Genomic DNA, 25,989 nt, shown 5'->3' on the forward strand with positions numbered 1-25,989 from the left:
GGGGAACCATGATCCGGTTCGAGCAGGTGACCAAGCGGTACGCGGACGGCACGACGGCCGTGGACGACCTGACCTTCGAGGTCGCCGAAGGCGAACTGGTCACGCTCGTCGGCCCGTCCGGCTGCGGCAAGACCACCACCATGAAGATGGTGAACCGGCTCGTCGAACCGAGCTCCGGCCGGATCCTGCTCGGCGGCGAGGACGTCGCCGCCGTCGACCCGGTCCGGCTCCGCCGCACCATCGGCTACGTCATCCAGCAGGTCGGCCTCTTCCCGCACCGCACCGTCCTCGACAACACCGCCACCGTCCCGGCCCTGCTCGGCTGGAAGAAGGCGAAGGCGCGCGAGCGTGCCGCCGAACTCCTCGACCTGGTCGGCCTGGACCCCGGCACCTACGGCCACCGCTACCCCGAGCAGCTGTCCGGCGGGCAGCGCCAGCGGGTCGGGGTGGCCCGGGCGCTCGCCGCCGATCCGCCGGTGCTGCTCATGGACGAGCCCTTCGGCGCGGTCGACCCGGTGGTGCGCGAGCATCTGCAGAGCGAGTTCCTGCGGCTCCAGGCCACCGTCCGCAAGACGGTGCTCTTCGTCACCCACGACCTGGAGGAGGCGGTCCGGCTCGGCGACCGGATCGCCGTCTACGGGCAGGGCCGCATCGAGCAGTTCGACACCCCGGCCACCGTGCTCGCCGCGCCCGCCACCCCGTACGTGGCCGACTTCGTCGGCGCGGACCGGAGCCTGAAGCGGCTCGCCGTCACCCCGGTCACCGAGGCCGACCTGGAGGCCCCGGAGGCCCCGGAGGCCCCGGCTCCGGACAACCTGCCGGAGACCCCGGACGCGCACCCCGCCGTCGTCCTCGGCGCCTCCCTGAAGGACGCCCTCGCCGTCCTCCTCCAGCACGACGCCGGCCGGGTCGCCGTCCACGCGCCCGGCGCGCCCGACCGGGTGCTCGGCTCCCTCACCACGGCCGGGGTCCACCGCGCCCTGCGCCGTACCGCCGTATCCGTGCCGGAACCCGCACCCGAACCCGTACCCGAACAGCTCAGCTCGCGCTGAGCCGGCCCGCCATCCACACCAGGCCCGGCGGGATCTCCCGGTTCCAGGTGTTGAAGTTGTGGCCGCCGCTGTCGAGCATGATCGACGAGACCCGGGCCGGGGCCTTCACCTTGCGGATGAACTCCTTCGTCCCCTTCAGGTTGCCCTCGCCCTGCCGCGAGGAGGTCACCAGGAACGAGGTGTTCCGCGGGGGCGTGTGGTCCAGGCTCCACAGCAGGTCGGCCCGGTTCTTCGCCGCCTTGTCCCCGTGGAACAGGTCGCCGGTCGTCACGTCGTCCGCCGCCTTGTAGTACGCGGAGAAGCCGGCGCCCGCCGCGAACCGGTCCGGGTGGTGCAGCACGATCTTCAGCGCGCAGTAGCCGCCGGTCGAGTTGCCCATGAAGCCCCAGTTCCGGGCCTGCGTACCGACCCGGTAGGTCTGCGAGATCGCCTTCGGCAGGTCCTCGGCGAAGAAGGTCTCGGTCTGCGGGCCGCCCGGCACGTCCACGCACTCGGTGTCCCGGGGCGGCGCCACGGTCGGCCGCAGCATCACCAGGATCATCGGCTGCATCTTCTTGTCCTTGGCCTGCTGATAGGCCGTCCGGGGGTACTTCAGGCCCTTGAGCAGGTTCTCCGCCGTGCCCGGGTAACCGGTGAGCACCACCGAGGCCGGGAACGTCGACTTCGCGTACCGGCCCTGGAAGTACTCCGGCGGCAGATACACGTACGCCGGGGAGTCGATCCCCGACTTCTCGCCCGCTATGACGACCTTCTGTATCTGTCCGCCGACCGAAGGACGCCCGCCGCCCGGCACGTCGAGCGCCTGGGTGCCGACGACCTGCACGTCACGCGAGCCGGCCGAGTGGTCCACGACCACGCCGAGCTCCTGCTCCTGGCCGAACAGGTCCGCCCAGGAGCCGTAGAAGAGGAACGACTTGTTCGCGGCCAGACCCAGCGAGGCGAACAGCGCCAGCTGGGTGACGAGCAGCATGCCGATCCGCCCCACGACGGCCTTCCAGCCGCCGCGCGCCAGGCGTGGCCACAGCCAGACCGTGGCGGCGAAGAACACCACGGCGACGACGACCGCCAGCGCGAGGACTTTGTTGCTGGTGAGACCCATGTGACGTCTGAGCTTTCTTCCTGATTTTTCCCTGAGATTTCCCGTAGAGCGAGTGAACCCGCCCCATCGCTGCTCCGTCCTAGAAGGCGCAAAACCTCCGGCACGGCCCGCCCAAGCGCCGTGGCCCGCCGGACCAACGATCTCTCGCTGAGCGCGGAACCAGGGGAAGCACGGGAAGCGATGTCTGTCACGGTAGATGGGGACAAATCAGGATCGGTTCCGAATCGGGTGCGCCGGATCGTACGCGGCCCCCGACCGGAGAAGGTCCCGGCACTCGTCGGCACGGCCTGCACGCTCATCGGCCTGATCGACATCGCCGCGGGCATCCTCCCGCGGTTCCGCGTCAGCAAGATGCACGCCGCCGCCGAGGTCCTGCCCGGCACCCTCGGGCCGCTCTCCGCCGCCCTCTCGCTCAGCGCCGGCGTCCTGCTGCTGCTCCTCGCCCACGGCCTCAAGCGCAACAAGCGCCGCGCCTGGCGCGCCGCCGTCGTCCTGCTGCCGCTCGGCGCCGCCGCCCAGCTCACCTGGCGCCACTCCGTCACCGGCGCCGTGCTCTCCCTCGCGCTCGTCACCCTGCTCGCCGTGCACCGCGACCAGTTCGCCGCCCTGCCCGACCCGCGCAGCCGCTGGCGCGCCCTCGCCAACTTCATCCTCATGGGCGCCGGCTCCCTCGCCCTCGGCCTGGCCATCGTCAGCGCCCACCCCCGCCGCGTCATCGGCAGCCCCAGCCTCACCGACCGCCTCGAACACGTCCTCTACGGCCTGTTCGGCATCGAAGGCCCCGTCGACTACGCCGGCAACACCGGCTGGACCGTCGGCTACTCCCTCGGCGCCCTCGGCATGCTCACCGCCCTCACCACCATCTACCTCGCCTTCCGCCCCGAGCACCCGGCCGCCCGGCTCACCGAGGACGACGAGACCCGGCTGCGCGCCCTCCTCGACAAGCACGGCGCCCGCGACTCCCTCGGCCACTTCGCGCTCCGCCGCGACAAGGGCGTCGTCTTCTCCCCCAGCGGCAAGGCCGCCGTCTGCTATCGCGTCGTCTCCGGCGTCATGCTCGCCAGCGGCGACCCCATCGGCGACGTCGAGGCCTGGCCCGGCGCCATCGAACGCTTCATGGACGAGGCCAAGGCCCACTCCTGGACCCCCGCCGTCATGGGCTGCTCCGAGACCGGCGGCCAGGTCTGGACCCGCGAGACCGGACTCGACGCCCTCGAACTCGGCGACGAGGCCGTCGTCGACGTCGCCGACTTCTCCCTCTCCGGCCGCGCCATGCGCAACGTCCGCCAGATGGTCAAGCGCATCGAACGCAACGGCTACACCACCAAGGTCCGCCGCGTCTCCGACCTCGGCGAGGCCGAACTCGAACGCGTCCGCCGCGCCGCCGAGGACTGGCGCGGCACCGACACCGAACGCGGCTTCTCCATGGCCCTCGGCCGCATCGGCGGCCCCGGCGACGGAGAGGCGGTCATAGCGACCGCCCACAAAGAGGACGACGACACCGCCGGCAGCTCCCCCTACGGCGACCTGAAGGCGATCATCCACTTCGTCCCGTGGGGCACCGACGGCATGTCCCTGGAGCTCATGCGCCGCGACCGCAGCGCCGACCCCGGCATGAACGAACTCCTCATCGTCGCCGCCCTCCAGCAGTCCCCCCGCCTCGGCATCGAGCGCGTCTCCCTCAACTTCGCCATGTTCCGGGCCGCCCTCGCCCGCGGCGAGAAGATCGGCGCCGGACCCGTCCTGCGCATCTGGCGCGGACTCCTCGTCTTCCTCTCCCGCTGGTTCCAGATCGAGTCCCTCTACAAGTTCAACGCCAAGTTCCAGCCCCGCTGGGAACCCCGCTTCGTCGTCTACCGCAAAAGCGGCGACCTCCCCCGCATCGGCTTCGCCGCCATGCAGGCCGAAGGCTTCGTGAACCTCTCCCTGCCCCGCCCCTTCACCCGCCGCAAGCCCACCCCGACCCCCCGCCCCTGCGCCCACATCGTCCCCTCGCAGGCCGAGCACGAGGTCCGCGCCGCCTGACCGGGAAGACCCCGCGGACCGTCGGGCCTAGGTCCTGTCCGCCGGACAGGACCTAGGCTGGAGACATGAGTACGACGATCGACCGGGGCACGGTACGAGGCCTGCCGGAGTGGGACCGCTGCGCGGTCATGGGCGTGGTCAACGTGACCCCCGACTCCTTCTCCGACGGCGGCCGCTGGTTCGACACCACGGCCGCCGTCAAACACGGCCTCGACCTCGTCGCCGAAGGCGCCGACCTCGTCGACGTCGGCGGCGAGTCCACCCGCCCCGGCGCCACCCGCGTCGACGAGGACGAAGAACTCCGCCGCGTCGTCCCCGTCGTCCGCGGCCTCGCCGCCGAAGGCGTCACCGTCTCCGTCGACACCATGCGCGCCCGCGTCGCCGCCGCCGCCATAGACGCCGGCGCCACCCTCGTCAACGACGTCAGCGGCGGCCTCGCCGACCCCGCCATGATCCCCACCGTCGCCGCCACCCACGCCCCCTTCGTCGTCATGCACTGGCGCGGCTTCAGCGCCGACATGAACAGCCTCGCCGTGTACGACGACGTCGTCACCGAGGTCGTCACCGAACTCCGCACCCGCATGGAGGCCGTCGTCGACGGCGGCATCGCCCCCGAACGCATCGTCATCGACCCCGGCCTCGGCTTCGCCAAGCTCGCCCCCCACGACCTCGCCCTCGTCGCGCACCTCCCCGAGCTCCGCGCCCTCGGCCGCCCCCTCCTCGTCGCCGCCTCCCGCAAGCGCTTCCTCGGCCACGTCCTCACCCGCGAACCCGGCACCGCCCCGCCGCCCGCCCGCGAACGCGACGCCGCCACCGCCGCCGTCTCCGCCATAGCCGCCCACGAGGGCGCCTGGGCCGTCCGCGTCCACGAGGTCCGCGCCACCGCCGACGCCGTACGCGTCGCCAGAGCCGTCGAAGGAGCCCGGTGACCCACGCCCGCGACCGCGGCCCCGACCGCGGACCCGCCCGCGAAGCCGACCGGGCCGCCGTGGAAGCCGCCAACACCGCCTTCTACGAAGCGATGGAACAGGGGGACTTCGACACCGTCACCGACCTCTGGCTCGACGACGGCGCCACCGCCATCTCCTGCGTCCACCCCGGCTGGCCCGTCCTCACCGGCCGCGGCGAGGTGCTCCGCTCGTACGCCCTGATCATGGCGAACACCGACTACATCCAGTTCTTCCTCACCGACGTCGAGATCTCCCTCGCCGACGACGTGGCCATCGTCACGTGCACCGAGAACATCCTCAGCGGCGGACCCGCCGAGGACGGCGCCGAACTCGGACCCCTCGTCGGACAGCTCGTCGTCGCCACCAACGTCTTCCGCCGCACGTCGGACGGGTGGAAGGTGTGGTCCCACCACGGCTCCCCGGTCATCCCCGAGACCGACCCCGCCGACCCCGACGACACCACCGACTGAACCCCCGACCGAGCGACCGACTGCACCGCCGGTCAGGAGCCCCCCGTCCGGCTGTCGGTCCCCGCGGGTAGATTCGATGCTGGACACCCGGCCGTCCGCACCCGGCTGCGTGGCCATCCGAACTACGACAGCAGGAGTGATTCGCGTGGATCGTGTCGCGCTGCGCGGCCTCAAGGCCCGAGGACACCACGGCGTCTTCCCCAAGGAGCGCGAGGAGGGCCAGACCTTCATCGTCGACCTCACCCTCGGCCTCGACACCCGCGCCGCGGCCGCCGACGACGACCTCACGAAGACCGTCCACTACGGCGTCGTCGCCGAAGAGGTCGTCGACGTCGTCCAGGGCGAGCCCGTGGACCTCATCGAAACGCTCGCCGAGCGCATCGCCCAGCAGTGCCTCAAGCACGCCGGCGTCCAGGAGGTCGAGGTCGTCGTCCACAAGCCGGACGCGCCCATCACCGTCCCCTTCGACGACGTGACCGTCACCATCACCCGGAGCCGCGCATGAAGCCCCAGCACAGCGACCCCACCGTGCAGCCCGTCCCCGCCGCCGTCACCGCCGCCGTGGACGCCGCGGACGTCACCCTCTCCAACCCCAAATGGGCCGTCCTCGCCCTCGGCGCCAACCTCGGCAACCGCCTGGAGACCCTCCAGGGCACCGTCGACGCCCTCGAAGACACCCCCGGCCTCCGTGTCAAGGCCGTCTCCCCCGTCTACGAGACCGAGCCCTGGGGCGTCGAGCCCGGCTCCCAGCCCTCGTACTTCAACGCCGTCGTCCTCGTCCGGACCACCCTCCCGCCGTCCTCGCTCCTGGAGCGCGCCCACGCCGTCGAGGAGGCCTTCCACCGGGTCCGCGAGGAGCGCTGGGGCGCCCGCACCATCGACGTCGACATCATCACGTACGCCGACGTCGTCCGCGACGACCCCGTCCTCACCCTCCCGCACCCCCGCGCCCACCAGCGCGCCTTCGTCCTCGCCCCCTGGCACGACGTGGACCCCGACGCCCAGCTCCCCGGACACGGCCCCGTCGCCGACCTCCTCGCCGCCCTCGGCACCGAAGGCGTCGTGCCGCGCCCCGACCTGGAACTCCGACTCCCCGAGTAGTCGTTACGCTCCTCGAAGACACCCACGGACGAAGGACACCCGGTGAAACAACTGCGGCTCAAGGTGCTCGCCGGACTGTTCCTCGGCGCCGGCATCCTGTCCTGGGGCGCCGCCCGCCTGTGGGACTCGCTCGGCACGCTCCCCAGCGTGCCGCTCGCGGCCCCCATCGTCCTCGCCGCCATCGCCGTCGTCCTCACCGCCACGGCCCTCTCGCTGCGCGCCCGCCTCAAGGCCCAGCGCGAGCGCCGCCCCGGCGCCAAGGGCGTCGAACCCCTGATGGCCGCCCGCGCCGTCGTCTTCGGCCAGGCCAGCGCCCTGGTCGCCGCCCTGGTCGCCGGCATGTACGGCGGCACGGGCGTCTTCCTCCTCGGCTCCCTCGACGTCCCCGCCCGCCGCGACCAGGCCATCTACGCCGCCTTCGCCGTCCTGGCGGCCATCGGCGTCATCGCCGCGGCCCTCTTCCTGGAACGCGTCTGCAAACTCCCGGAGGACGGAGACGGCGACGGAAGCGGAAACGGCGAAGGCCCGGGCCGGGCCCGGGCCTCCTGACCCACCTCCCGCGCAGACCGCGGGCGCGTCTTTCGCGGCGGCTCAGCGCGCCATGATCAGGCTCATCGCCTCGGCACGGGTCGCCGGGTCGCGCAGCTGACCGCGGACCGCCGAGGTGATGGTCTTGGCGCCCGGCTTGCGGATGCCCCGCATCGACATGCACATGTGCTCGCACTCGAACACCACGATCACGCCACGCGGCTCCAGGATCTCCATCAGGGAGTCCGCCACCTGCGTAGTGAGACGTTCCTGCACCTGCGGGCGACGGGCGTACACGTCCACCAGCCGGGCCAGCTTCGACAGACCGGTGATCTTCCCCGTGGTCGACGGGATGTAGCCCACGTGGGCGACGCCCCTGAACGGTACGAGATGGTGCTCACAGGTCGAGTACACCTCGATGTCCTTGACCAGCACCATCTCGTCGTGACCGAGGTCGAACGTGGTGGTCAGCACGTCCTGCGGCTCCTGCCACAGACCCGCGAATATCTCCTTGTACGCCCGCGCCACGCGCGCCGGCGTCTCCCGCAGTCCCTCGCGGTCCGGGTCCTCGCCGACCGCGATCAGCAGCTCCCGCACGGCGTTCTCGGCGCGCTTCTCGTCGAACTCGCCGATCGGGCCCTCGCCGTCCAGCGTCACCGGGTCGGTCATCTGTGCCTCGTTCCGTCTGTCCTCTGACATGGCGCGAAATAAGCCGCGCCCCCACAGGCTAGAACCTGCGAGGGCGCGGCTTCCATTCCGGGGCCTTCCAGGCCCGTCCGGGGCCTACGGCTCCGGGGTGTCCTCCGGGGAGAGGTCGATCGACTTGGTGGTGTCGACCGGGGTCGTCGCCGACGAGGAGCCGTTGGCGCTGTTGGTCAGGGCCAGCTCCTTCGGGGAGAGGACCGGGGGGCGGGTGGAGGGGGTGCGGCGGGCGGAGCCCGTCCAGGCCGGGCGGGCCGGGCGCTTGACGATGGGGGCGAAGATCTCGGCGATCTCCTCCTTGCCCAGGGTCTCCTTCTCCAGGAGCGCCAGGACCAGGTTGTCGAGGACGTCGCGGTTCTCGACCAGGATCTCCCACGCCTCGTTGTGCGCGGTCTCGATGAGCTTCTTGACCTCTTCGTCGACCAGCGCGGCGACCTCTTCCGAGTAGTCGCGCTGGTGCGCCATCTCACGGCCGAGGAAGGGCTCGGTGTTGTCGCCGCCGAACTTGATGGCGCCGAGCCGCTCGGTCATGCCGTACTGGGTGACCATCGCGCGGGCCGTGGCGGTGGCCTTCTCGATGTCGTTCGCGGCGCCGGTGGTCGGGTCGTGGAAGACCAGTTCCTCGGCGGCGCGCCCGCCCAGCATGTAGGCGAGCTGGTCGAGCATCTCGTTGCGGGTGGTCGAGTACTTGTCCTCGTCGGGGAGGACCATGGTGTAGCCCAGGGCCCGGCCGCGGGACAGGATGGTGATCTTGTGGACCGGGTCGGAGTTCGGCGAGGCCGCCGCGACGAGGGCGTGGCCGCCCTCGTGGTACGCGGTGATCTTCTTCTCCTTGTCCGACATGATCCGGGTCCGCTTCTGCGGGCCGGCGACCACGCGGTCGATGGCCTCGTCGAGCGCCGGGTTGTCGATCAGCTTCTTGTCCGAGCGGGCGGTGAGGAGCGCCGCCTCGTTGAGGACGTTGGAGAGGTCGGCACCGGTGAAGCCGGGGGTGCGGCGGGCGACGGCGCCGAGGTCGACGTCCGGGGCGACCGGCTTGCCCTTCTGGTGGACCTTGAGGATCTCCAGGCGGCCCTGCATGTCGGGGCGGTCGACGGCGATCTGCCGGTCGAAGCGGCCCGGGCGCAGGAGGGCGGGGTCGAGGATGTCGGGCCGGTTGGTGGCGGCGATCAGGATGACGCCGCCCTTGACGTCGAAGCCGTCCATCTCGACGAGCAGCTGGTTGAGGGTCTGCTCGCGCTCGTCGTGGCCGCCGCCGAGGCCGGCGCCGCGGTGGCGGCCGACCGCGTCGATCTCGTCGACGAAGACGATGGCCGGGGCGTTGGCCTTGGCCTGCTCGAAGAGGTCGCGGACGCGGCTGGCGCCGACGCCGACGAACATCTCGACGAAGTCGGAGCCGGAGATCGAGTAGAACGGCACTCCGGCCTCGCCGGCGACGGCGCGGGCGAGGAGGGTCTTGCCGGTTCCGGGCGGGCCGTACAGCAGCACGCCCTTGGGGATCTTGGCGCCGACGGCCTGGAACTTGGCCGGCTCCTGGAGGAATTCCTTGATCTCGTGGAGTTCCTCGACCGCCTCGTCCGAGCCCGCCACGTCGGCGAAGGTCGTCTTGGGGGTGTCCTTGGTGATGAGCTTGGCCTTGGACTTCCCGAAGTTCATGACGCGGGAGCCGCCGCCCTGCATCTGGTTCATCAGGAAGAGGAAGACGACCACGATGAGGACGAAGGGGAGCAGGGAGAGGAGGACCGAGACGAAGGGGGACTGCTTCGTCGGGGAGACGGTGTAGCCGCCCTCGATCTGTCCGGCCTCGAACTTCTCCTGCAGCTTGTCGGCCAGGTCGGCGCCCTGGGTGCCGATGTAGTTGGCCTGGACCTTGCCGCTCTTGTCGATCTTCTGGCCGTCGACGAGTTCGATCTTGACGATCTGCTCGTCACCGGTGGTGATCTTTGCGGATTTGACCTGGTTCTTGTCGATCGCCTGGACGACCTTGCCGGTGTCCACCGTCTTGTAGCCCTCGGACGAGCCGACGACCTGCATCAGCACGACCACGGCGAGGACGGCCAGCACGATCCACATGACCGGCCCACGGAAGTATCGCTTCACGTCCATCCATACGGGGCGCACTTGCCGCCCCGTCCCTCCTGCCCGTAGGTGAATGCTGCTGAGTAGCTGCGGTGTGAAAAAGCTGTTCTTCGGACGGTACCCCAGCATTGGTGCCCGCGGCCGTCTTCCCTTGCTTCAACGGAGGGAAGACGGCGCGGGTTCCCCTGGAGCGGTGGGGTCCTCAGCCGCCGTAGACGTGCGGGGCGAGGGTGCCGACGAAGGGGAGATTGCGGTACTTCTCGGCGTAGTCGAGGCCGTAGCCGACGACGAACTCGTTGGGGATGTCGAAGCCGATCCACTTGACGTCGATGGCGACCTTGGCGGCGTCCGGCTTGCGCAGGAGGGTGCAGACCTCCAGGGAGGCCGGCTCGCGGGAGCCGAGGTTGGACAGGAGCCAGGACAGGGTCAGGCCCGAGTCGATGATGTCCTCGACGATCAGGACGTGGCGGCCCTTGATGTCGGTGTCGAGGTCCTTGAGGATCCGGACCACGCCGGAGGACTGGGTGCCGGCTCCGTAGGAGGAGACGGCCATCCAGTCCATGGTGACGGGGGTGGACAGGGCGCGTGCCAGGTCCGCCATCACCATCACGGCGCCCTTGAGCACGCCGACGATGAGCAGGTCCTTGCCCGCGTACTCCGCGTCGATCTTCGCGGCCAGCTCGGCGAGCTTCGCGTCGATCTCTTCCTTGGTGATGAGGACCGACTGGAGGTCGGCGCCCATGTCCTTCTCGTTCACCCGGGTCACTTTCGTTGCAGCTTGCGACTTTGCGGTCAGCCTTGCCGGATGACAAGTCTGCCACCCTGCCGCAGCGCCTCGACGCGGCCGGGCAGGTTGATGGCGCCCTGGCCGCGCCATCCGGTGATCAGCCGGTCGACTTCCTCGATGTGGCGGGCGAAGAGGGAGCCGGCGGGGGCGCCGCTCGCGATGACGGCGCGGCGCAGCACGCGGCGGCGGACGGCGGGGGGCAGTCCGAAGAGTTTGGCGCACTCGAGGCGGCCGGTCTCGTCGCGTACGGAGGTCTCGGCGTCGGCGGCCCAGGAGTCGAGGGCGTCGGCGTCGTCGCGGGAGAGCTGGGCCGTCCGGGCGAGGGCTTCGACGACGCCCTTGCCGAGGGCCTTCTCGAGGGCGGGGAGGCCTTCGTGGCGGAGCCGGGAGCGGGTGTAGGCGGGGTCGGCGTTGTGGGGGTCGTCCCAGACGGCGAGTTCCTGGGCGATGCAGGCCTTGCGGACGGTCTGCCGGTCGAGTTCCAGGAAGGGGCGGCGGTAGCGGCCCGCGGTGCCGGAGACGGCGGCCATGCCGGAGAGGGAGCGGATGCCGGAGCCGCGGGCGAGGCCGAGGAGGACGGTTTCGGCCTGGTCGTCGCGGGTGTGGCCGAGCAGGACGGCGGTGGCGCCGTGGCGTTCGACGGCGGCGTCGAGGGCGGCGTAGCGGGCGTCGCGGGCGGCGGCTTCGGGTCCGCCGTCGCGGCCGACGGTGACGGTGACGGCGTCGACGGGGTCGAGGCCGAGGGCGGTCATGCGGTCGGCGACCTCGCGGGCGCGCTGGGTGGAGCCGTGCTGGAGGCCATGGTCGACGGTGACGCCGCCGGCGCGGAGGGGGAGTTTGCGTGCTTCGAAGGCGAGCGCGGAGGCGAGTGCCATGGAGTCGGCGCCGCCGGAGCAGGCGACGAGCACGAGCGGGTGCGCGCCACCAGGCGGGGAGGAGTGCTGTGCGGAGTGCTCGGTGAGGACGTCGTGGAGTACGCGGCGGACCGCCAGGCGTATCGCCGCGACCGCAGGATGGGGACCCATGTCCGGTGCCCTTCGTGGAGAGTGTGGGGTGCCTCGGTCGGAGTCTTAACGGTCGGAAAGGGGGGTTCGGTCACTCAGAGTGCGTCGATGGTGACAGAACCTGGCCGTCAGCCGAGCATTGCACGCCTCACCCGCCGTCTAGGGTCCCTCGGACGGGTGATGGGTGGGGCGCTGTTCCGCCATCCGACGCATCCGTCTCACGAGTCTGCCTTACGGTGCACCCTCGCCACCCAGTCGGCGGGGCGGGCGATCTCGGTCTTGGTGGGCAGGGTGTTGGGCGAGGTCCAGACGCGGTTGAAGCCGTCCATGCCGACCTGGTCGACGACGGCGCGGACGAAGCGTTCGCCGTCGCGGTACTGGCGCAGTTTGGCGTCGAGGCCGAGGAGCTTGCGCAGGGCGAGGTCGAGGCGGGAGGCGCCGCGGGCGCGGCGCTGCTGGAACTTCTCGCGGATCTCGGTGACGGAGGGCACGACGTCGGGGCCGACGCCGTCCATGACGTAGTCGGCGTGGCCTTCGAGGAGGGACATGACGGCGGTGAGGCGGCCGAGGATCTCACGCTGTTCGGGGGTCTGGACGAGTTCGACGAGGGAGGGGGAGGGTTCGCCCTGTTCGCCTTCGGGGCGGCCGCCGGCGAGGGCCTGGGCGGCTTCGCGGAGGCGTTCGACGACGGTGGAGGGGTCGACGTCGGTGGCGGCGAGGAATGACTGGATCTCGCCCTGGAGGTGGTCGCGGAGCCAGGGGACGCCGGTGAACTGGGTGCGGTGGGTCTCCTCGTGGAGGCAGACCCAGAGCCGGAAGTCGTGGGGGCTGACGTCCAGCTCGCGCTCGACGTGGACGATGTTGGGCGCGACGAGCAGGAGGCGGCCGCCGCCGTCGGTGCCGGCGGGGAGTTCGCGGGTGGCGGGGGCGAAGGTCTCGTACTGGCCGAGGATCCGGGAGGCGAGGAAGGACAGCAGCATGCCGAGCTCGACGCCGGTGACCTTGCCTCCGACGGCGCTGAGGACGGTGCCGCCGGGGGTGGTGGAGCGGCGTTCCTTCATCTTGTCGAGGAGCGGGGAGAGCAGTTCGCGGAAGCCGGCGACGTTGGCCTTGATCCAGCCGGCCCGGTCGACGACGAGGACGGGGGTGTCGTCGGGGGTGTGGCCCTCGGGGATCATCCGGGTGTAGCCGCGGACGTGGTCCTCGGCGGCGCGGGCGTGCCGGCGGAGTTCGGCGACGACCTCGCGGGCCTCTTCGCGGGTGACCTCCGGGCCCGGGCGCACCAGTCGGGTCGCCGTCGTGACGGCGAGATTCCAGTCGACCATCCCCGATGTGCCTGCACCACCGATGCTCGTCATGCGTCAACCGTACGTTCTCGGCGCCCGTTCGGTGAGGGTTCGGGCGAGTATTCGCCGGGGTCAGGGGGCCGGGTCAGCGTGTCGCGACACCGGTCTCGGCGCCTGTCCCGAGGCCTGTCCCGGCGCCGGTCTGGGCGAGGGCGGCGGAGAGGCGGTCGAGGGCGGTCTGGGCGGCGGCAGCGGAGTCGGTGCGGCCGGCCAGGAAGGCGAAGGCGAGGAGGCGCCCGTCGGGGGTGACGACGGTGCCGGCGAGGGTGTTGACGCCGGTGAGGGTGCCGGTCTTGGCGCGGACCAGGCCGGCGCCGGAGGCGGCGGGGCCGGTGCCGAAGCGGCCGGCGAGGGTGCCGGTGAAGCCGCTGACGGGCAGTCCGGTGAGGACGGGGCGCAGGGCGGGCCGGGCGGGGTCGGCCGCGCGGGTGAGGAGGCCGGTGAGAAGGGCGGCGGAGACCCGGTCGTTCCGGTCGAGTCCGCTGCCGTCGGCGAACCGGGCGCCGGCGAGCGGAAGCCCCAGCTTCGCCAGCTCGTCGTGGACGGCCTTTCCGGCGCCGGCGAAGCTGGCGGGCTGCTTGCGGGCGAGCGCGGTCTGCCGGGCGAGGGCCTCGGCGAGGTCGTTGTCGCTGCTGGTGAGGGTGCGTTCGACGAGGTCGGCGAGGGGCGCGGAGTCGGTACGGGCCAGCTGGGCGGCCTTCGGCCCGGTGGCGGCGCGGCCGGGTGCGGGGTCGCCCTCGATCCGTACGCCGGCCTGGCGGAGCAGTCCGGCGAAGGCGGTGGCGGTGTCTCCGGCGGGGTCGGCGGTGCGCGGGGCGGGGCCGGTGGCGGGGCCGCCGGTGCGGCCCTCGTCGGTCATCAGGGCGGTGACGGGGGCGAGGTTGTCGTTGGGGCCGATCGGGTGGAGCAGCGGGCCCTTGTAGAGGCTGGTGTCGTACGTGACGCGGACGGCGGGCGCGGTGCCGGCGCGGGCCTTGAGGGCGCGGGCGGTGGCGTCGGCGAGGGCCTTCAGGCGGGTCCGGTCGAGGGTGGGGTCGCCGCCGCCGACGAGGGTGACGGTGCGCCCGTCGGGGGCGGCCACGGTGGTGGTGGCGATGCGGTGGTCGGGGCCGAGCGCGGACAGGGCGGCGGCGGTGGTGGCGATCTTGACGGTGGAGGCGGGGGTCATCGGGGTGGTGGCGCCCTCGCCGTACAGCTGCTTTCCGGTACTGGCGTCGACGACGGAGGCGGTGCGCAGGGTGCCGAGGCCGGGGTCGCCGAGCAGCGGTACGAGGACGGGGGCGAGGTCGTCGCCCGTCCGGGTGGATCCGGTGCGGCCGGCGGCGGCCGGTCCGTCCGGGGCGCCGAGGGCGCGCAGCACGCCGGCGGCGCTGGGGGCGGGGGCCGGGCGGCGGGGGGCGGCGGGCGGCGGACCGGCGGCGCGGCCGGCGTGATGTGCGCCACCTCGGGCGTCCGCGAGGGCCGCCCTGGCGCGCTCGGCCTTACGCTGACCGGAGTCCCACGGGCCGGCGGCGGTGACCGCTCCGGCGGCCAGGGCCAGACCGAGCACGGCGGAGCCCGCCACGAGCTGCCAGGTTCTCGCCTCCGGCATGTGATGACCAGCCCCTTTCGCGATCAAGAGCGTGCGTGAGAGACACTTAACCATCGCGCGTCGTCGCGAGCATTGACATGTGTTGATTCAGGAGGAGATCCACCCGTGGAGTTCGACGTTCTCATCGAGATCCCCAAGGGGTCGCGGAACAAGTACGAGGTCGACCACGAGACCGGTCGGATCCGCCTGGACCGCCGCCTCTTCACCTCGACCGCCTACCCGACGGACTACGGCTACGTCGAGAACACCCTCGGCGAGGACGGCGACCCGCTGGACGCGCTCGTCATCCTCGACGAGCCCACGTTCCCGGGCTGCCTCATCAAGTGCCGCGCCATCGGCATGTTCCGCATGACGGACGAGGCCGGCGGCGACGACAAGCTGCTGTGCGTCCCGGCGACGGACCCGCGCATGGAGCACCTGCGCGACATCCACCACGTGCCGGAGTTCGACCGCCTGGAGATCCAGCACTTCTTCGAGGTCTACAAGGACCTGGAGCCGGGCAAGTCCGTCGAGGGCGCCGACTGGGTCGGCCGCGCCGAGGCCGAGGCCGAGGTCGAGAAGTCGTACAAGCGCTTCGAGGAGCAGGGCGGCCACTGAGCCGGCTTGATCCGATCTTGTGCGAGGGCGGTGCACCTGCTGAGGTGCGCCGCCCTTCGCGCGTTCATACTGGGCTTCAACCGGGCCGTATGGGGTCCGGTCGCGTGGGTACCAGGCCGGAATGAGGGCGGACAGAGTGGTGGCGAAGCCGGACGCGCCGGGCGCTCCGGACGAGGAGCCGGAGGACCGGAAGCCCGCGTCCGACGAGGCGCGCAGCGCTTTCGTGCCGCCGGCCGGGGTGGAGCCGCCGGAGCCGCCGGAGGAGGAGCATCCGACCTCGGAGTTCGCGCTGCCGGAGGGGCTCGCGGAAGGTCTCGCGGCGGAGCCGTCGCCGGAGAAGGAAGGTTCCGCCTTCGCCCCGCCCTCGGGCTACTCGGCGCAGCAGGCCGCGCCGGCGTTCACGCCCGCGTACGGCATACCGATGGTCAGGCTGTCGCAGGACGCGCCCTGGCAGGACCGGATGCGCACGATGCTGCGGCTGCCGGTCGGCGAGCGGCCGGTGCCGGAGGCGGCGCGCAAGGAGGACGAGGCGGGGCCGCCGGTGCCGCGCGTGCTCGACCTGACCCTGCGCATCGGCGAGCTGCTGCTGGCGGGCGGGGAGGGCGCGGAGGACGTCGAGGCGGCGATGTTCGCGATCTGCCGGTCGTACGGTCTGGACCGCTGCGAGCCGACGGTGACGTTCACGCTGCTGTCGATCACGTACCAGCCGTCGCTGGTGGACGATCCGGTGACGGCGAACCGTACGGTACGGCGCCGGGGCACCGACTACACGCGGCTCGCGGCGGTGTACGTGCTGCTCGCCGACATCAACGACCCGGCGCACGACGTGTCGCCGGAGGAGGCGTACCGGCGGCTCGCGGAGATCCGCCGCAACCGGCACCCGTACCCCGGCTGGGTGCTCACCGCGGCGGCCGGGGTGCTGGCGGGCGCGGCCTCGGTGCTGCTCGGCGGCGGGGCGACGGTGTTCTTCGTGGCGGCGCTCGGCGCGATGCTGGGCGACCGGCTGGCGTGGCTGTGCGCGGGGCGCGGGCTGCCGGAGTTCTACCAGTTCCTGGTGGCGGCGATGCCGCCGGCCGCGATGGGGGTGGCGCTGACGCTGCTCCACGCGGATCTGCGGCCCTCGGCGGTGATCACCGGTGGGCTGTTCGCGCTGATCCCGGGGCGGGCCCTGGTGGCGGCCGTGCAGGACGGTCTGACCGGCTTCTACATCACGGCCTCGGCCCGGCTCCTTGAGGTCGGCTACTTCTTCGTGGCGATCGTGGTGGGCGTGCTTTCGGTGCTGTACCTGGCGGTGCAGTTCGGCGCCGAGCTCAACCCGGAGGGGGCGCTGAAGGCGGTCGAGCGGCCGGCGGTGCAGATCGCGGCGTCGATGGTGCTGTGCGCGACCTTCGCGATCCTGCTGCAGCAGTCGCGGGCGACGGTGCTGTTCGCGACGCTGAACGGCGGGGTGGCGTGGGTGATCTACGCGTCGATCGCGGTGACGGCGGGCGGCTCGGCGGTGATGGCGACGGCGGTCGCGGCCGGCCTGGTGGGCCTCTTCGGGCAGCTGATCGCCCGCTACCACCACACCTCGTCGCTGCCGTACGTGACGGCGGCGATCGGCCCGCTGCTGCCGGGTTCCGCGACCTACTTCGGTGTCCTCGCGATCGCCCAGCACAACCTGGACACGGGCTTCGCGTCCCTGGCCAAGGCGGCGGCCCTGGCCCTGGCGATCGCGATCGGCGTGAACCTCGGCGGCGAGCTGGCCCGCCTCTTCATGCAGGCCCCGCGCACGGCGGCGGCCCGCCGCGCGGCGAAGCGTACGAGAGGCTTCTAGCGAGCGCGACGGGCCGCCTGCGACCCGAGGGGCCTGTCGTCCGGTTCTCCCCTACCGCTTGGCGTGGCGGCCGCGCTCGGCCGTCGGGGGGTTCGGGGTGCCGGGGGCGTCGTGGTCGGTGTCGGGGCCGGGGGCCGGGTTCTTCTTGGACTGGGCGCGGGCCCGCAGGATCTCGATGACGACCGGGATCACGGAGATCAGCACGATCCCGACGAGGATCAGCTCGATGTGCTTGTGCACGAAGTCGACCTTGCCGAGCGCGGAGCCGAGCAGCGTCACGCCGGCGCCCCACAGAAGGCCGCCGATGACGTTGAAGGTGATGAAGGAGCGGTAGTTCATGCGGCTGACGCCGGCGATGATCGGCGTGAAGGTCCGCACGATCGGCACGAAGCGGGCCAGGATCAGCGACTTCGGGCCGTGCTTCTCGAAGAACTCGTGCGCCTTCTCGACGTTCTCCTGCTTGAAGAGCTTGGAGTCCGGGCGCTTGAAGAGCGCGGGGCCGACCTTGCGGCCGAAGAGATAGCCCACCTGGTCGCCGATGACGGCCGCGGCGACCACCAGGGCGCACACCAGCCACAGCGGGGTGTCCAGCTTGCCGGTGGTGACCAGCAGGCCGGTGGTGAACAGCAGCGAGTCACCGGGCAGGAAGAAGCCGATGAGGAGTCCGGACTCGGCGAAGACGATGACGAGGACACCGATCAGACCGAAGGTCGCGATCAGGTGGTCCGGGTCCAGCCAGCTCGGTCCGAGGGCAAGCGTGTTCACGGGTTCCGGGCTCCTGCGGTCGGTGGGGGCATGGGAGGTGTCGTACGGGACAGCTGCCCCAAGGTACCAACGCACGGCGAACGCCCCGGGTTCCAGGCGGCCCCGTTCCGGATGCGGGCGGGCCCGGCCGGCAGCAGGCTGTGGCCCAGGAGGTGGATGCGCATGGGCATCGACGAGTACGGCGGCGGCCAGACCGCCCAGTCGGACGTGCTGGTGGTGACGACGAACGACGTCCCCGGCCACCAGGTCCAGCAGGTGATCGGCGAGGTCTTCGGGCTGACCGTCCGCTCGCGGCACATCGGCAGCCAGATCGGCGCGGGCCTGAAGTCGCTGGTCGGCGGGGAGCTGCGGGGGCTGACGAAGACCCTCGTGGAGACCCGCAACCAGGCCATGGAACGGCTGGTGGAGCAGGCGCGGGCACGCGGCGCGAACGCGGTCCTGATGTTCCGCTTCGACGTGACGGAGGCCGCCGACGTCGGCACGGAGGTGTGCGCGTACGGCACCGCCGTGGTGATCGCGCCGATCCCCTGAGGTGCGGGCCCGTACCGGCGGTCCCGTGACGGCAGGTCCCGAATCTCGGGATGTATGAGGGCATTTGCCCACTTATGGTGGGCCCGTGGTCACCCAAGCACCCACCCCGCCGCCCGCCGGTCCGGAGATCGTCCGGAAGGTCCTGCTGCCGCTGTCCGTGCCCGCGCTGGTGGTCGGGATCGGCTCGGCGCTGCTGTATCTGGGGATCAGCAAGCTCGCCGACAGGCTCCAGGACCTGGTCTGGGACACCCTTCCGGACGCACTCGGCATCGGCTCGTACTCCTCGCTGTGGATCATCGTGATGCTGACCGCGAGCGGCATCGCGGTCGGCCTCGTCGTCTGGAAGGTGTACGGGCACGCCGGCGCCGACCCGGCCGAGGTCGGGCTCGGCGGGGCGCCGATCAAGCCCGGGGTGGTGCCCGGTCTGCTGCTCGCCAGCACGCTCACGCTTGCCGGCGGCGTCAGCCTCGGCCCGGAGAACCCGACGATCGTCTCCGCCATCGCGCTGACCTTCTGGCTCGGCCGGATGGTCCTGCCGGCGCTGCCGGGCGCGCTGTGGGTGTCGCTCGCCACCGCCGCCACGTTCGGCGCGCTCTTCGGCACCCCGGTGGCGGCCGCGCTCGTGATCTCGGAGGCCCTGGCGTCGAAGGCGGCGCCCGGGCTCGCCGGGGGCGGGCTGTGGGACAAGCTGTTCGCCCCGCTGGTGGCGGCCGGCGCCGGGGCGATGACCACCCAGCTGGTCGACCACCCCAGCTTCGACATGGGCCTGCCGCCGCTCACGAACCCCGGCTACGAAGACCTCCTCGCCGCCCTGGTCATCGCCACCCTCGCCGCGCTCTTCGGACTGCTCGCCTGCTACGCCTTCCCGTACGCCCACCGGGCCTTCCACCGGCTGAAGCACCCCATGCTGATGCTGCCGCTGGGCGGGCTGATCCTGGGTCTGCTCGGTGCCCTCGGCGGGCGGCTGACGCTGTTCAAGGGGCTCACGGAGACCAAGGAACTCGTCCAGTCCCTCGGGACCTACGGTTCGGGCGAGCTCGCCAAGATGGCCGTGGTGAAGCTGGTCGCCCTGCTCGTGGCCGCGTCCTGCGGCTTCATCGGCGGCCGGGTGTTCCCGATCGTGTTCATCGGCGCCGCGTTCGGCCTGTGCGCGCAGGCGCTCGTGACGGAGATCCATCCGGCGGTCGCCGTCTCGGCCGCCGTCCTCGGCATGGTGCTCGCGACCACCCACCAGGGGTGGGTGAGCCTCTTCATCGCCGCCGTCATCGCCGCCTCGCCGGCGATGATCCCGCTCCTCGTCCTCGCCTCCCTGCCCGCCTGGCTGGTCGTCACCGGCCGCCCCGAGCTCGAACTCGACGAGCACGGCGACTCACTGCACTGAGCCGCCCCCGCCAGCCCCCGCCCGCCCCTGCCCCCGTACGTACAGGAAGGAACCCGCCGTGCCGCTGCACAAGGGACCCGACGACCGCCCGTCCGACGCCGCACCCGTACGCCGCCTCTCCCTCAACCCGTTCTACGGCGCCGCCGACCCGGTCGGCGGCATGACCGAGGCGCCACCGCGGCACAAGCTGCCGGACGGGCCGCTGGCGCCGATGAGCGCCTACCAGCTGGTCCACGACGAGCTGATGCTCGACGGCAACTCCCGGCTCAACCTCGCCACCTTCGTCACCACCTGGATGGAACCCCAGGCGGCGGTGCTCATGGGCGAGTGCCGCGACAAGAACATGATCGACAAGGACGAGTACCCGCGCACCGCCGAACTGGAGCGCCGCTGCGTCGCCATGCTCGCCGACCTGTGGAACGCCCCCGACCCCTCCGCCGCCGTCGGCTGCTCCACCACCGGCTCCAGCGAGGCCTGCATGCTGGCCGGCATGGCGCTCAAGCGCCGCTGGGCGAAGAAGAACGCCGACCGCTACCCCGCCGCCCGGCCCAATCTGGTGATGGGCGTCAACGTGCAGGTCTGCTGGGAGAAGTTCTGCAACTTCTGGGAGGTCGAGGCCCGCCTGGTGCCCATGCAGGGCGACCGCTTCCACCTGGACGCGGCCACCGCCGCCGAGCTCTGCGACGAGAACACCATCGGCGTGGTCGCCGTCCTCGGCTCCACCTTCGACGGCTCCTACGAGCCGGTCGCCGAGATCTGTGCCGCGCTCGACGACCTCCAGGAGCGCACCGGGATCGACGTGCCGGTGCACGTGGACGGCGCCTCCGGCGCCATGGTCGCGCCCTTCCTCGACGAGGACCTGGTGTGGGACTTCCGGCTCCCCCGGGTCTCCTCCATCAACACCTCGGGCCACAAGTACGGCCTGGTCTACCCGGGCGTCGGCTGGGCGCTGTGGCGCTCCCCCGCCGAACTCCCCGAGGAGCTGGTCTTCCGGGTCAACTACCTGGGCGGCGACATGCCGACCTTCGCCCTCAACTTCTCCCGCCCGGGCGCCCAGGTGGTCGCGCAGTACTACACCTTCCTGCGGCTCGGCCGGGCCGGCTACCGGGCCGTCCAGCAGACCAGCCGGGACGTGGCCACCGACCTCGCCCAACGCATCGAGGCCCTGGGCGACTTCCGCCTCCTCACCCGCGGCGACCAGCTGCCCGTCTTCGCCTTCACCACCGCGCCGGACGTCACGTCCTTCGACGTCTTCGACGTCTCGCGGCGGCTGCGCGAAGCCGGCTGGCTGGTGCCCGCCTACACCTTCCCGGCCGAACGCGAGGACCTGTCGGTGCTGCGGATCGTCTGCCGCAACGGCTTCTCGACGGACCTCGCGAACCTGCTCGTCGAGGACCTGGAGCGGCTGCTGCCCGAACTGCGCCGCCAGCCGCACCCGTTCACCGACGACAAGCAGGCCGCGACCTCCTTCCACCACTGAGGGAGGGCCGGTGCTGCCCGCGCGCTACCTGCCCAGGCGGCCGAACCTCCGTACCGCCAGCGGGAAGAAGACCACGACGAGCAGCACCGGCCACAGCACCGCGGCGCCCACCCAGCCCGGCTCGCCGCCCGGGTTGGCGAACAGTTCGCGGACCGCCGTCGCGGTCGCCGACATCGGGTTCCACTCCACGAAGGCGCCCAGCCAGCCCGGCATCGACTCCGGCGCGGCAAAGGCGTTGGAGAGGAAGCCGACCGGCCAGACCAGGATCTGGACGGCCTGCACCAGTTCGGCCCGGCCCGCGACCAGGGCCAGGAAGATCCCGATCCAGAGCATCGCGAAGCGCAGCAGGAGCAGCAGCCCCACGGCGCCCAGGAAGGCGCCGAAGCCGCCCTCCGCCCGCCAGCCGATCGCGTAGCCGACGCCGATCATCAGCAGCAGGCCCACGGTCGACTGGAGCATGTCGGCGGCCGCCCGGCCGACGAGGACCGCGCCGTCGGTCATCGGCATGGCGCGGAAGCGGTCGATCACGCCCTTGTCGAGGTCCTGGGTGACCGCCGTCATCGTGCCTTCGAGCCCGAACACCATGGTCAGGGTGAGCATGCCGGGCACCAGGAAGTCGACGTAGTCGCCGTCGACCGCCCGGCCGCCGCCGACCAGATAGCCGAACATCAGCAGCATCATCACCGGGAAGACCAGGCCGACCACGACCTGCACCGGCTGCCGCGCCCAGTGCGCCAGCTCCCGCCGGGTCATGGTCAGGCAGTCGCTCACCGCGTACGCCGCGCTCATGCGGCCACCTCCGTCCTCTCGTCCGCCGACCGTCCGCCGGTCAGGTGCAGGAACACCTCGTCCAGGGTCGGGCGGCGCAGCGCGATGTCCTCCGCCTCGATGCCCGCCTCCTCCAGGGCCCGTACGGTCAGGGCGAGCGAGGCCATCCGGTCCTCGACGGGCGCGCTGATCCGCCGCCGGTCGCGGTCCACGTCCGCCCCGGCGGGCGCGAACGGCAGCGCCTTCAGCGCCTCGTCGAGCCGTGCCCCGTCCCGTACGACCACGTCGATCCGGTCCCGGCCGACCCGGGCCTTCAGCTCGTCGGGCGTGCCGTCCGCGACCACCCGGCCGCTGTCGACGACCGAGATCCGGTCGGCGAGCTGGTCGGCCTCCTCCAGGTACTGCGTGGTGAGCAGCACCGTCGTGCCACCGCCGACCAGGGAGCGCACGGACTCCCACACCTCGCCGCGCCCGCGCGGGTCGAGGCCGGTGGTCGGCTCGTCGAGGAACAGCACCTCCGGCTCCGTGATGAGCGAGGCGGCCAGGTCGAGCCGACGCCGCATGCCGCCGCTGTACTGCCGTACGGGCCTGCGGCCGGTGTCCACGAGCCCGAACCGCTCCAGGAGCGCGTCCGCGCGGGCCGCCGCGCCGCGCCCGCCCAGGTGGTAGAGGCGCCCGAACATCTCCAGGTTCTGCCGGCCGGACAGCTCCTCGTCGAGCGCCGCGTGCTGGCCGAGCAGCCCGATCCGCCGCCGCACCTCGGCGGCCGCGCGTCGCACGTCGTGGCCGGCCACCCGCACCAGGCCCTCGTCGTGCCGGAGCAGGGTGGCGAGCACCCGTACCGTCGTGGTCTTCCCGGCGCCGTTCGGCCCGAGCAGCCCGTGCACCGTGCCGCGCGCGACGGTCAGGTCGAGGCCGTCGAGCGCCTGCTTGTCGTCTCCGAACCGCTTCCGCACGCCTTCCATGAGGATCGCGTCGCCACCCACTGACACCGACATCCCTTTCCTCCCGATACGTACGTAGTCAAATTTGACCACTGTCGCAGCGGAGAACCATATGCCCCCGCGAGGGGCTAGTCAAACTTGATTACGCGGAATTACGCGAAGGGGTTCTCCTGGCCCTCCGCGAGCACGCCCACGAACGGCTCACCCTCGCCCGCGAACACGTACGCCCCGCCCTCGATCCGCTCGATCAGACCGAGGGTCCACTCCCGGCCCGAGTCGGCCGAGTGCACCCAGAGGTGCATGATCTCCCCGATGTGCCCGAGCTGGCCCGGTCCGCCCTCCGGCGTGTAGTAGTCCGTCACCGCGGCCCGCCACTCGTCCAGGCCGCGCACCCTGGCCCGCAGCAGCTCGACCGCCTCCGCGCGCGGCAGGTCCACGATGAAGCCGACCGCCGCCGACAGGACGTCCATCTGCTGGTCGTACGTGGACAGCGCCTCGCGGAGGAGCCGCAGGAACTCCTCGCGGCCCGCGTCCGTGATCTCGTACTCGACCCTCGGCGGCCCGCCGGCCGTGCTCGGCGCGATCTCGTCGGCGACGAGCAGTCCCTGCTTCGCCATCTGCTTCAGCGCGTGGTAGATCGAGCCGGGCTTGGCGTTGGACCACTCGTGCGCGCCCCAGTACTCCAGGTCGTTGCGCACCTGATAGCCGTGGGCGCGGCCGTGCTGCTTGACCGCGCCCAGAACGAGAAGGCGGATCGCCGACATCCCACGGACCTCCCTGGTCAATTTTGACCAGGGTAGGTCCTCCGTGTCTTCGGCTACACCTTGCTCTCCAGCTCGATCAGCTCGAAGGAGCCCTTGCCGTCGAGCGACTCGCGGATGATGTCCGCGTGGCCGGCGTGCCGGCCGATCTCCTGGATCAGGTGGAGCAGCATCCAGCGGACCGAGACCCGGCCGTCCTTCGGGAACCACGGCGCGGGCGGCAGCGGGAACTCCTCGTCCAGGCTGGGCACGGTCCGGACGAACTCCTCGGTCTCCTTCGCCACGCCCCGCCAGAAGGCGACGATCTCCGGGATCGCCTCCCCGTCGACGAGCCGGAAGGCCTCACCCCAGGTCTCCTGGGTGCGCTGCTTCTCGTTCGGGCGCCGCTGTGCGAGCCGCAGCCAGTTCAGCTCGACTTCCGCCGTGTGTTTGATCAGGCCGGAGAGGCTGAGCTCGCTCGCGCTGGGGCGGCTCGCCGCCTGCTCCTCGGTGAGGCCGAACGACGCCCGGACGATCGCGGCGCGCTGGGCCTCGATGAAGTTGAGGAACGCGCCGCGCTCGTCGCCGTACGCCTCCGCGGGGACAAGAGCAACCATGACTGCCGCCTTCCGTGGTGCCCGAGGTACGGGCCTTCCTTCTCGACACGGACCACGTTAGGAGGGATCGAGGACAGATCCGGTCCTAAATCCCTCCTCCGCGTGAGGCGTTCTAGAACGGGAACCGGCTGCGCCCGTGCTGGATCGAGATCCACTTCCGGGTGGTGAAGGCCTCGACCATCGCCTCGCCGTTGAGCCGGCCGATGCCCGACTGCTTCTCGCCGCCGAAGGGGACGATCGGCTCGTCGTGCACGGTGCCGTCGTTGATGTGGATCATGCCGGTGTGGATGCGCTTGGCGACCCGGACGCCGCGCTCGACGTTTCCGGTGTGCACGGCGCCGCTCAGGCCGTACGGGGTGTCGTTGGCGATCCGTACGGCCTCGTCCTCGCCGTCGAACGGGATGACCAGGGCCACCGGGCCGAAGATCTCCTGGCTGAGGACCGGCGCGTCGGCGGCGATGCCGGTGAGGACGGTCGGGGAGACCAGGCTGCCGTCGACCGTGCCGCGCAGCAGCGCGGTCGCGCCGCCCGCCACGGTCTGCTCGACGACCGAGGCCACCGCCTCCGCCTGCTGGGCGTTGATGAGCGGGCCGATGTGGGTGGCCGGGTCGGCCGGGTCGCCGACCCGCAGGGTCTTCACCTTGGCGACGAACTTCTCGGTGAACTCCGCCTCCAGGGTGCGGTCCACCAGGATGCGGTTGGCGGCCATGCAGACCTGGCCCTGGTGCACGAAGCGGCTGAAGACGGCCGCGTCGACCGCGTAGTCGACGTCGGCGTCGTCGAGGACGATCAGGGCGCTGTTGCCGCCGAGTTCGAGCACCGCGTGCTTGAAGTGCTGGGCGCAGACGGTGGCCACGTGCTGCCCGGTGCGGTCGGAGCCGGTGAAGGAGATGACCTTCGGCACCGGGTGGGTGAGCAGCGCGTCGCCGATCTCGGCGATGTCGGTGACGACCACGTTGAGCAGACCGGCCGGCAGGCCCGCCTCCTCCAGGACCTTGGCGACCAGGGTGCCGCCGCAGATCGGGGTGTTCTGGTGCGGCTTGAGGACCACCGCGTTGCCGAGCGCGAGGGCGGGCGCGACGGACTTGATGGAGAGGAGGAAGGGGAAGTTGAAGGGCGAGATGACGCCGATGACGCCGACCGGGAGGCGGTAGACGCGGTTCTCCTTGCCGTCCACCGGCGAGGGCAGGATGCTGCCCTCGGGGCGGAGCGCGACCTGGATCGCCTCGCGCAGGAACTCCTTGGCCAGGTGCAGCTCGAAGCCCGCCTTGAGGCGGGTGCCGCCGAGCTCGGCGACGATCGCCTCGGCGATCTCCTCCTCGCGCTCCTCGACGATCCGCAGCGCCCGCTCGAAGACGAGCCGGCGGGTGTACGGGTTGGTCTCGGCCCACTCGGCCTGGGCGCGCTCGGCGGCGCGGTAGGCGTTGTCGACCTCGGCGGCGGTCGCGACGGTGATCGCGGCGAGCTTCTCCCCGGTGAACGGATTGAAGTCGATGATGTCCCAGGATCCGCTGCCGGGCTTCCACTCGCCGTCGATGTACTGGTGCGCCAGTTCGGTGAAGTAGTCCGAGTGGTCCGAGGACTGAGCAGACGCCATGGAACGAGACCCCTAACCC

At 71.7% G+C, this 25,989-nt stretch carries 25 protein-coding genes; 12 read left to right on the plus strand and 13 right to left on the minus strand.

The genetic code is table 11. The features are described 5' to 3' along the window. Positions 1-8: 8 nt before the first annotated feature. Complete coding sequence (locus JAO84_RS15750) at positions 9-1,052, plus strand: ABC transporter ATP-binding protein (protein ID WP_370413458.1); 1,044 nt, start codon at positions 9-11, stop codon at positions 1,050-1,052. On the opposite strand, the gene JAO84_RS15755 is transcribed toward JAO84_RS15750, so the two are convergent. Beyond that, entirely contained in the window at positions 1,039-2,151 is a 1,113-nt protein-coding gene (locus tag JAO84_RS15755) for an alpha/beta hydrolase (RefSeq protein ID WP_370413459.1), read from the minus strand. The two genes, JAO84_RS15750 and JAO84_RS15755, sit on opposite strands and share 14 nt — an antisense overlap. 180 nt (positions 2,152-2,331) lie before the next feature. Here JAO84_RS15755 and JAO84_RS15760 point away from each other — a divergent pair, with 180 nt between their 5' ends. The 6 genes from JAO84_RS15760 (at position 2,332) to JAO84_RS15785 (ending at position 7,246) form a co-directional block, all read left to right on the plus strand. Then, on the plus strand, positions 2,332-4,176 hold the full coding sequence (locus JAO84_RS15760; RefSeq protein ID WP_370413460.1) for a phosphatidylglycerol lysyltransferase domain-containing protein: 1,845 nt from the start codon (positions 2,332-2,334) through the stop codon (positions 4,174-4,176). Positions 4,177-4,241: 65 nt separating this feature from the next. Next, positions 4,242-5,105 carry a dihydropteroate synthase gene (gene folP / locus JAO84_RS15765; protein WP_370413461.1) on the plus strand — a complete coding sequence of 288 codons (864 nt, stop codon included), beginning with the start codon at positions 4,242-4,244 and terminating at the stop codon, positions 5,103-5,105. Positions 5,106-5,197: 92 nt separating this feature from the next. Further along, the gene (locus JAO84_RS15770) at positions 5,198-5,596 is read left to right on the plus strand and encodes a nuclear transport factor 2 family protein (protein WP_370416776.1); all 399 of its coding nucleotides are present in this window, start codon (positions 5,198-5,200) and stop codon (positions 5,594-5,596) included. A 145-nt stretch (positions 5,597-5,741) separates the two neighbouring features. Then, positions 5,742-6,101, plus strand: coding sequence for a dihydroneopterin aldolase (gene folB, locus JAO84_RS15775; RefSeq protein ID WP_356698728.1), 360 nt, complete (start codon positions 5,742-5,744; stop codon positions 6,099-6,101). Then, positions 6,098-6,697 carry a 2-amino-4-hydroxy-6-hydroxymethyldihydropteridine diphosphokinase gene (gene folK, locus JAO84_RS15780; RefSeq protein WP_370413462.1) on the plus strand — a complete coding sequence of 200 codons (600 nt, stop codon included), beginning with the start codon at positions 6,098-6,100 and terminating at the stop codon, positions 6,695-6,697. The genes folB and folK overlap by 4 nt, the downstream gene beginning before the upstream one ends. A 42-nt stretch (positions 6,698-6,739) precedes the next feature. Further along, entirely contained in the window at positions 6,740-7,246 is a 507-nt protein-coding gene (locus JAO84_RS15785; RefSeq protein WP_370413463.1) for a DUF3180 domain-containing protein, read from the plus strand. 42 nt (positions 7,247-7,288) lie between these two features. On the opposite strand, the gene folE is transcribed toward JAO84_RS15785, so the two are convergent. The 6 genes from folE to dacB all read right to left on the minus strand — a co-directional run bounded on the left by folE (position 7,289) and on the right by dacB (position 14,734). Further along, positions 7,289-7,894 (minus strand): GTP cyclohydrolase I FolE, encoded by a 606-nt coding sequence (gene folE, locus JAO84_RS15790; RefSeq protein ID WP_370413464.1) that lies wholly within the window; start codon positions 7,892-7,894, stop codon positions 7,289-7,291. A gap of 114 nt (positions 7,895-8,008) precedes the next feature. Next, positions 8,009-10,033 carry an ATP-dependent zinc metalloprotease FtsH gene (ftsH, locus tag JAO84_RS15795; RefSeq protein WP_370413465.1) on the minus strand — a complete coding sequence of 675 codons (2,025 nt, stop codon included), beginning with the start codon at positions 10,031-10,033 and terminating at the stop codon, positions 8,009-8,011. A 175-nt stretch (positions 10,034-10,208) separates the two neighbouring features. Then, positions 10,209-10,748, minus strand: a complete 540-nt coding sequence (hpt, locus tag JAO84_RS15800; RefSeq protein WP_265865395.1) for a hypoxanthine phosphoribosyltransferase — start codon at positions 10,746-10,748, stop codon at positions 10,209-10,211. A gap of 50 nt (positions 10,749-10,798) precedes the next feature. After that, a complete protein-coding gene (gene tilS, locus JAO84_RS15805; RefSeq protein ID WP_370413466.1) occupies positions 10,799-11,818 on the minus strand; it encodes a tRNA lysidine(34) synthetase TilS in 1,020 nt (339 codons plus the stop codon). Positions 11,819-12,015: 197 nt separating this feature from the next. Next, positions 12,016-13,155 (minus strand): zinc-dependent metalloprotease, encoded by a 1,140-nt coding sequence (locus JAO84_RS15810; protein WP_265865316.1) that lies wholly within the window; start codon positions 13,153-13,155, stop codon positions 12,016-12,018. Between the two features lie 73 nt (positions 13,156-13,228). Continuing rightward, a complete protein-coding gene (gene dacB, locus JAO84_RS15815; RefSeq protein ID WP_370413467.1) occupies positions 13,229-14,734 on the minus strand; it encodes a D-alanyl-D-alanine carboxypeptidase/D-alanyl-D-alanine-endopeptidase in 1,506 nt (501 codons plus the stop codon). A gap of 105 nt (positions 14,735-14,839) precedes the next feature. Here dacB and JAO84_RS15820 point away from each other — a divergent pair, with 105 nt between their 5' ends. Both JAO84_RS15820 and JAO84_RS15825 read left to right on the plus strand, forming a co-directional pair. Then, positions 14,840-15,331 carry an inorganic diphosphatase gene (locus tag JAO84_RS15820; protein WP_265865314.1) on the plus strand — a complete coding sequence of 164 codons (492 nt, stop codon included), beginning with the start codon at positions 14,840-14,842 and terminating at the stop codon, positions 15,329-15,331. Between the two features lie 121 nt (positions 15,332-15,452). Further along, positions 15,453-17,147, plus strand: coding sequence for a threonine/serine exporter ThrE family protein (locus tag JAO84_RS15825; RefSeq protein ID WP_370413468.1), 1,695 nt, complete (start codon positions 15,453-15,455; stop codon positions 17,145-17,147). Positions 17,148-17,198: 51 nt separating this feature from the next. Here the strand turns inward: JAO84_RS15825 and JAO84_RS15830 are convergent, their stop codons facing one another. Continuing rightward, positions 17,199-17,912, minus strand: a complete 714-nt coding sequence (locus JAO84_RS15830; protein WP_370413469.1) for a DedA family protein — start codon at positions 17,910-17,912, stop codon at positions 17,199-17,201. A gap of 162 nt (positions 17,913-18,074) precedes the next feature. On the opposite strand from JAO84_RS15830, the gene JAO84_RS15835 reads away from it, so the two are divergent. From JAO84_RS15835 to JAO84_RS15845, 3 genes are all read left to right on the plus strand, one after another. Continuing rightward, positions 18,075-18,443, plus strand: a complete 369-nt coding sequence (locus tag JAO84_RS15835) for a YbjQ family protein (RefSeq protein ID WP_265865311.1) — start codon at positions 18,075-18,077, stop codon at positions 18,441-18,443. Between the two features lie 85 nt (positions 18,444-18,528). Beyond that, positions 18,529-19,824 carry an ion channel protein gene (locus tag JAO84_RS15840; RefSeq protein ID WP_370413470.1) on the plus strand — a complete coding sequence of 432 codons (1,296 nt, stop codon included), beginning with the start codon at positions 18,529-18,531 and terminating at the stop codon, positions 19,822-19,824. 58 nt (positions 19,825-19,882) lie between these two features. Continuing rightward, on the plus strand, positions 19,883-21,304 hold the full coding sequence (locus JAO84_RS15845; protein WP_370413471.1) for a glutamate decarboxylase: 1,422 nt from the start codon (positions 19,883-19,885) through the stop codon (positions 21,302-21,304). Positions 21,305-21,328: 24 nt separating this feature from the next. Here the strand turns inward: JAO84_RS15845 and JAO84_RS15850 are convergent, their stop codons facing one another. The 5 genes from JAO84_RS15850 to JAO84_RS15870 all read right to left on the minus strand — a co-directional run bounded on the left by JAO84_RS15850 (position 21,329) and on the right by JAO84_RS15870 (position 25,970). After that, positions 21,329-22,093: an ABC transporter permease gene (locus tag JAO84_RS15850; RefSeq protein ID WP_370413472.1), complete on the minus strand. Its 765-nt coding sequence runs from the start codon at positions 22,091-22,093 to the stop codon at positions 21,329-21,331. After that, positions 22,090-23,070, minus strand: coding sequence for an ATP-binding cassette domain-containing protein (locus tag JAO84_RS15855; RefSeq protein WP_370413473.1), 981 nt, complete (start codon positions 23,068-23,070; stop codon positions 22,090-22,092). The genes JAO84_RS15850 and JAO84_RS15855 overlap by 4 nt, the downstream gene beginning before the upstream one ends. 98 nt (positions 23,071-23,168) lie before the next feature. Then, positions 23,169-23,780, minus strand: coding sequence for a PadR family transcriptional regulator (locus JAO84_RS15860; RefSeq protein ID WP_265865306.1), 612 nt, complete (start codon positions 23,778-23,780; stop codon positions 23,169-23,171). 53 nt (positions 23,781-23,833) lie between these two features. Further along, positions 23,834-24,373, minus strand: a complete 540-nt coding sequence (locus JAO84_RS15865; RefSeq protein WP_370413474.1) for a DinB family protein — start codon at positions 24,371-24,373, stop codon at positions 23,834-23,836. Positions 24,374-24,485: 112 nt separating this feature from the next. Further along, positions 24,486-25,970, minus strand: coding sequence for an aldehyde dehydrogenase family protein (locus JAO84_RS15870; RefSeq protein WP_370413475.1), 1,485 nt, complete (start codon positions 25,968-25,970; stop codon positions 24,486-24,488). Positions 25,971-25,989: the final 19 nt, after the last annotated feature.

The organism is Streptomyces fradiae, from assembly GCF_041270065.1.
Taxonomy (GTDB): Bacteria; Actinomycetota; Actinomycetes; order Streptomycetales; family Streptomycetaceae; genus Streptomyces.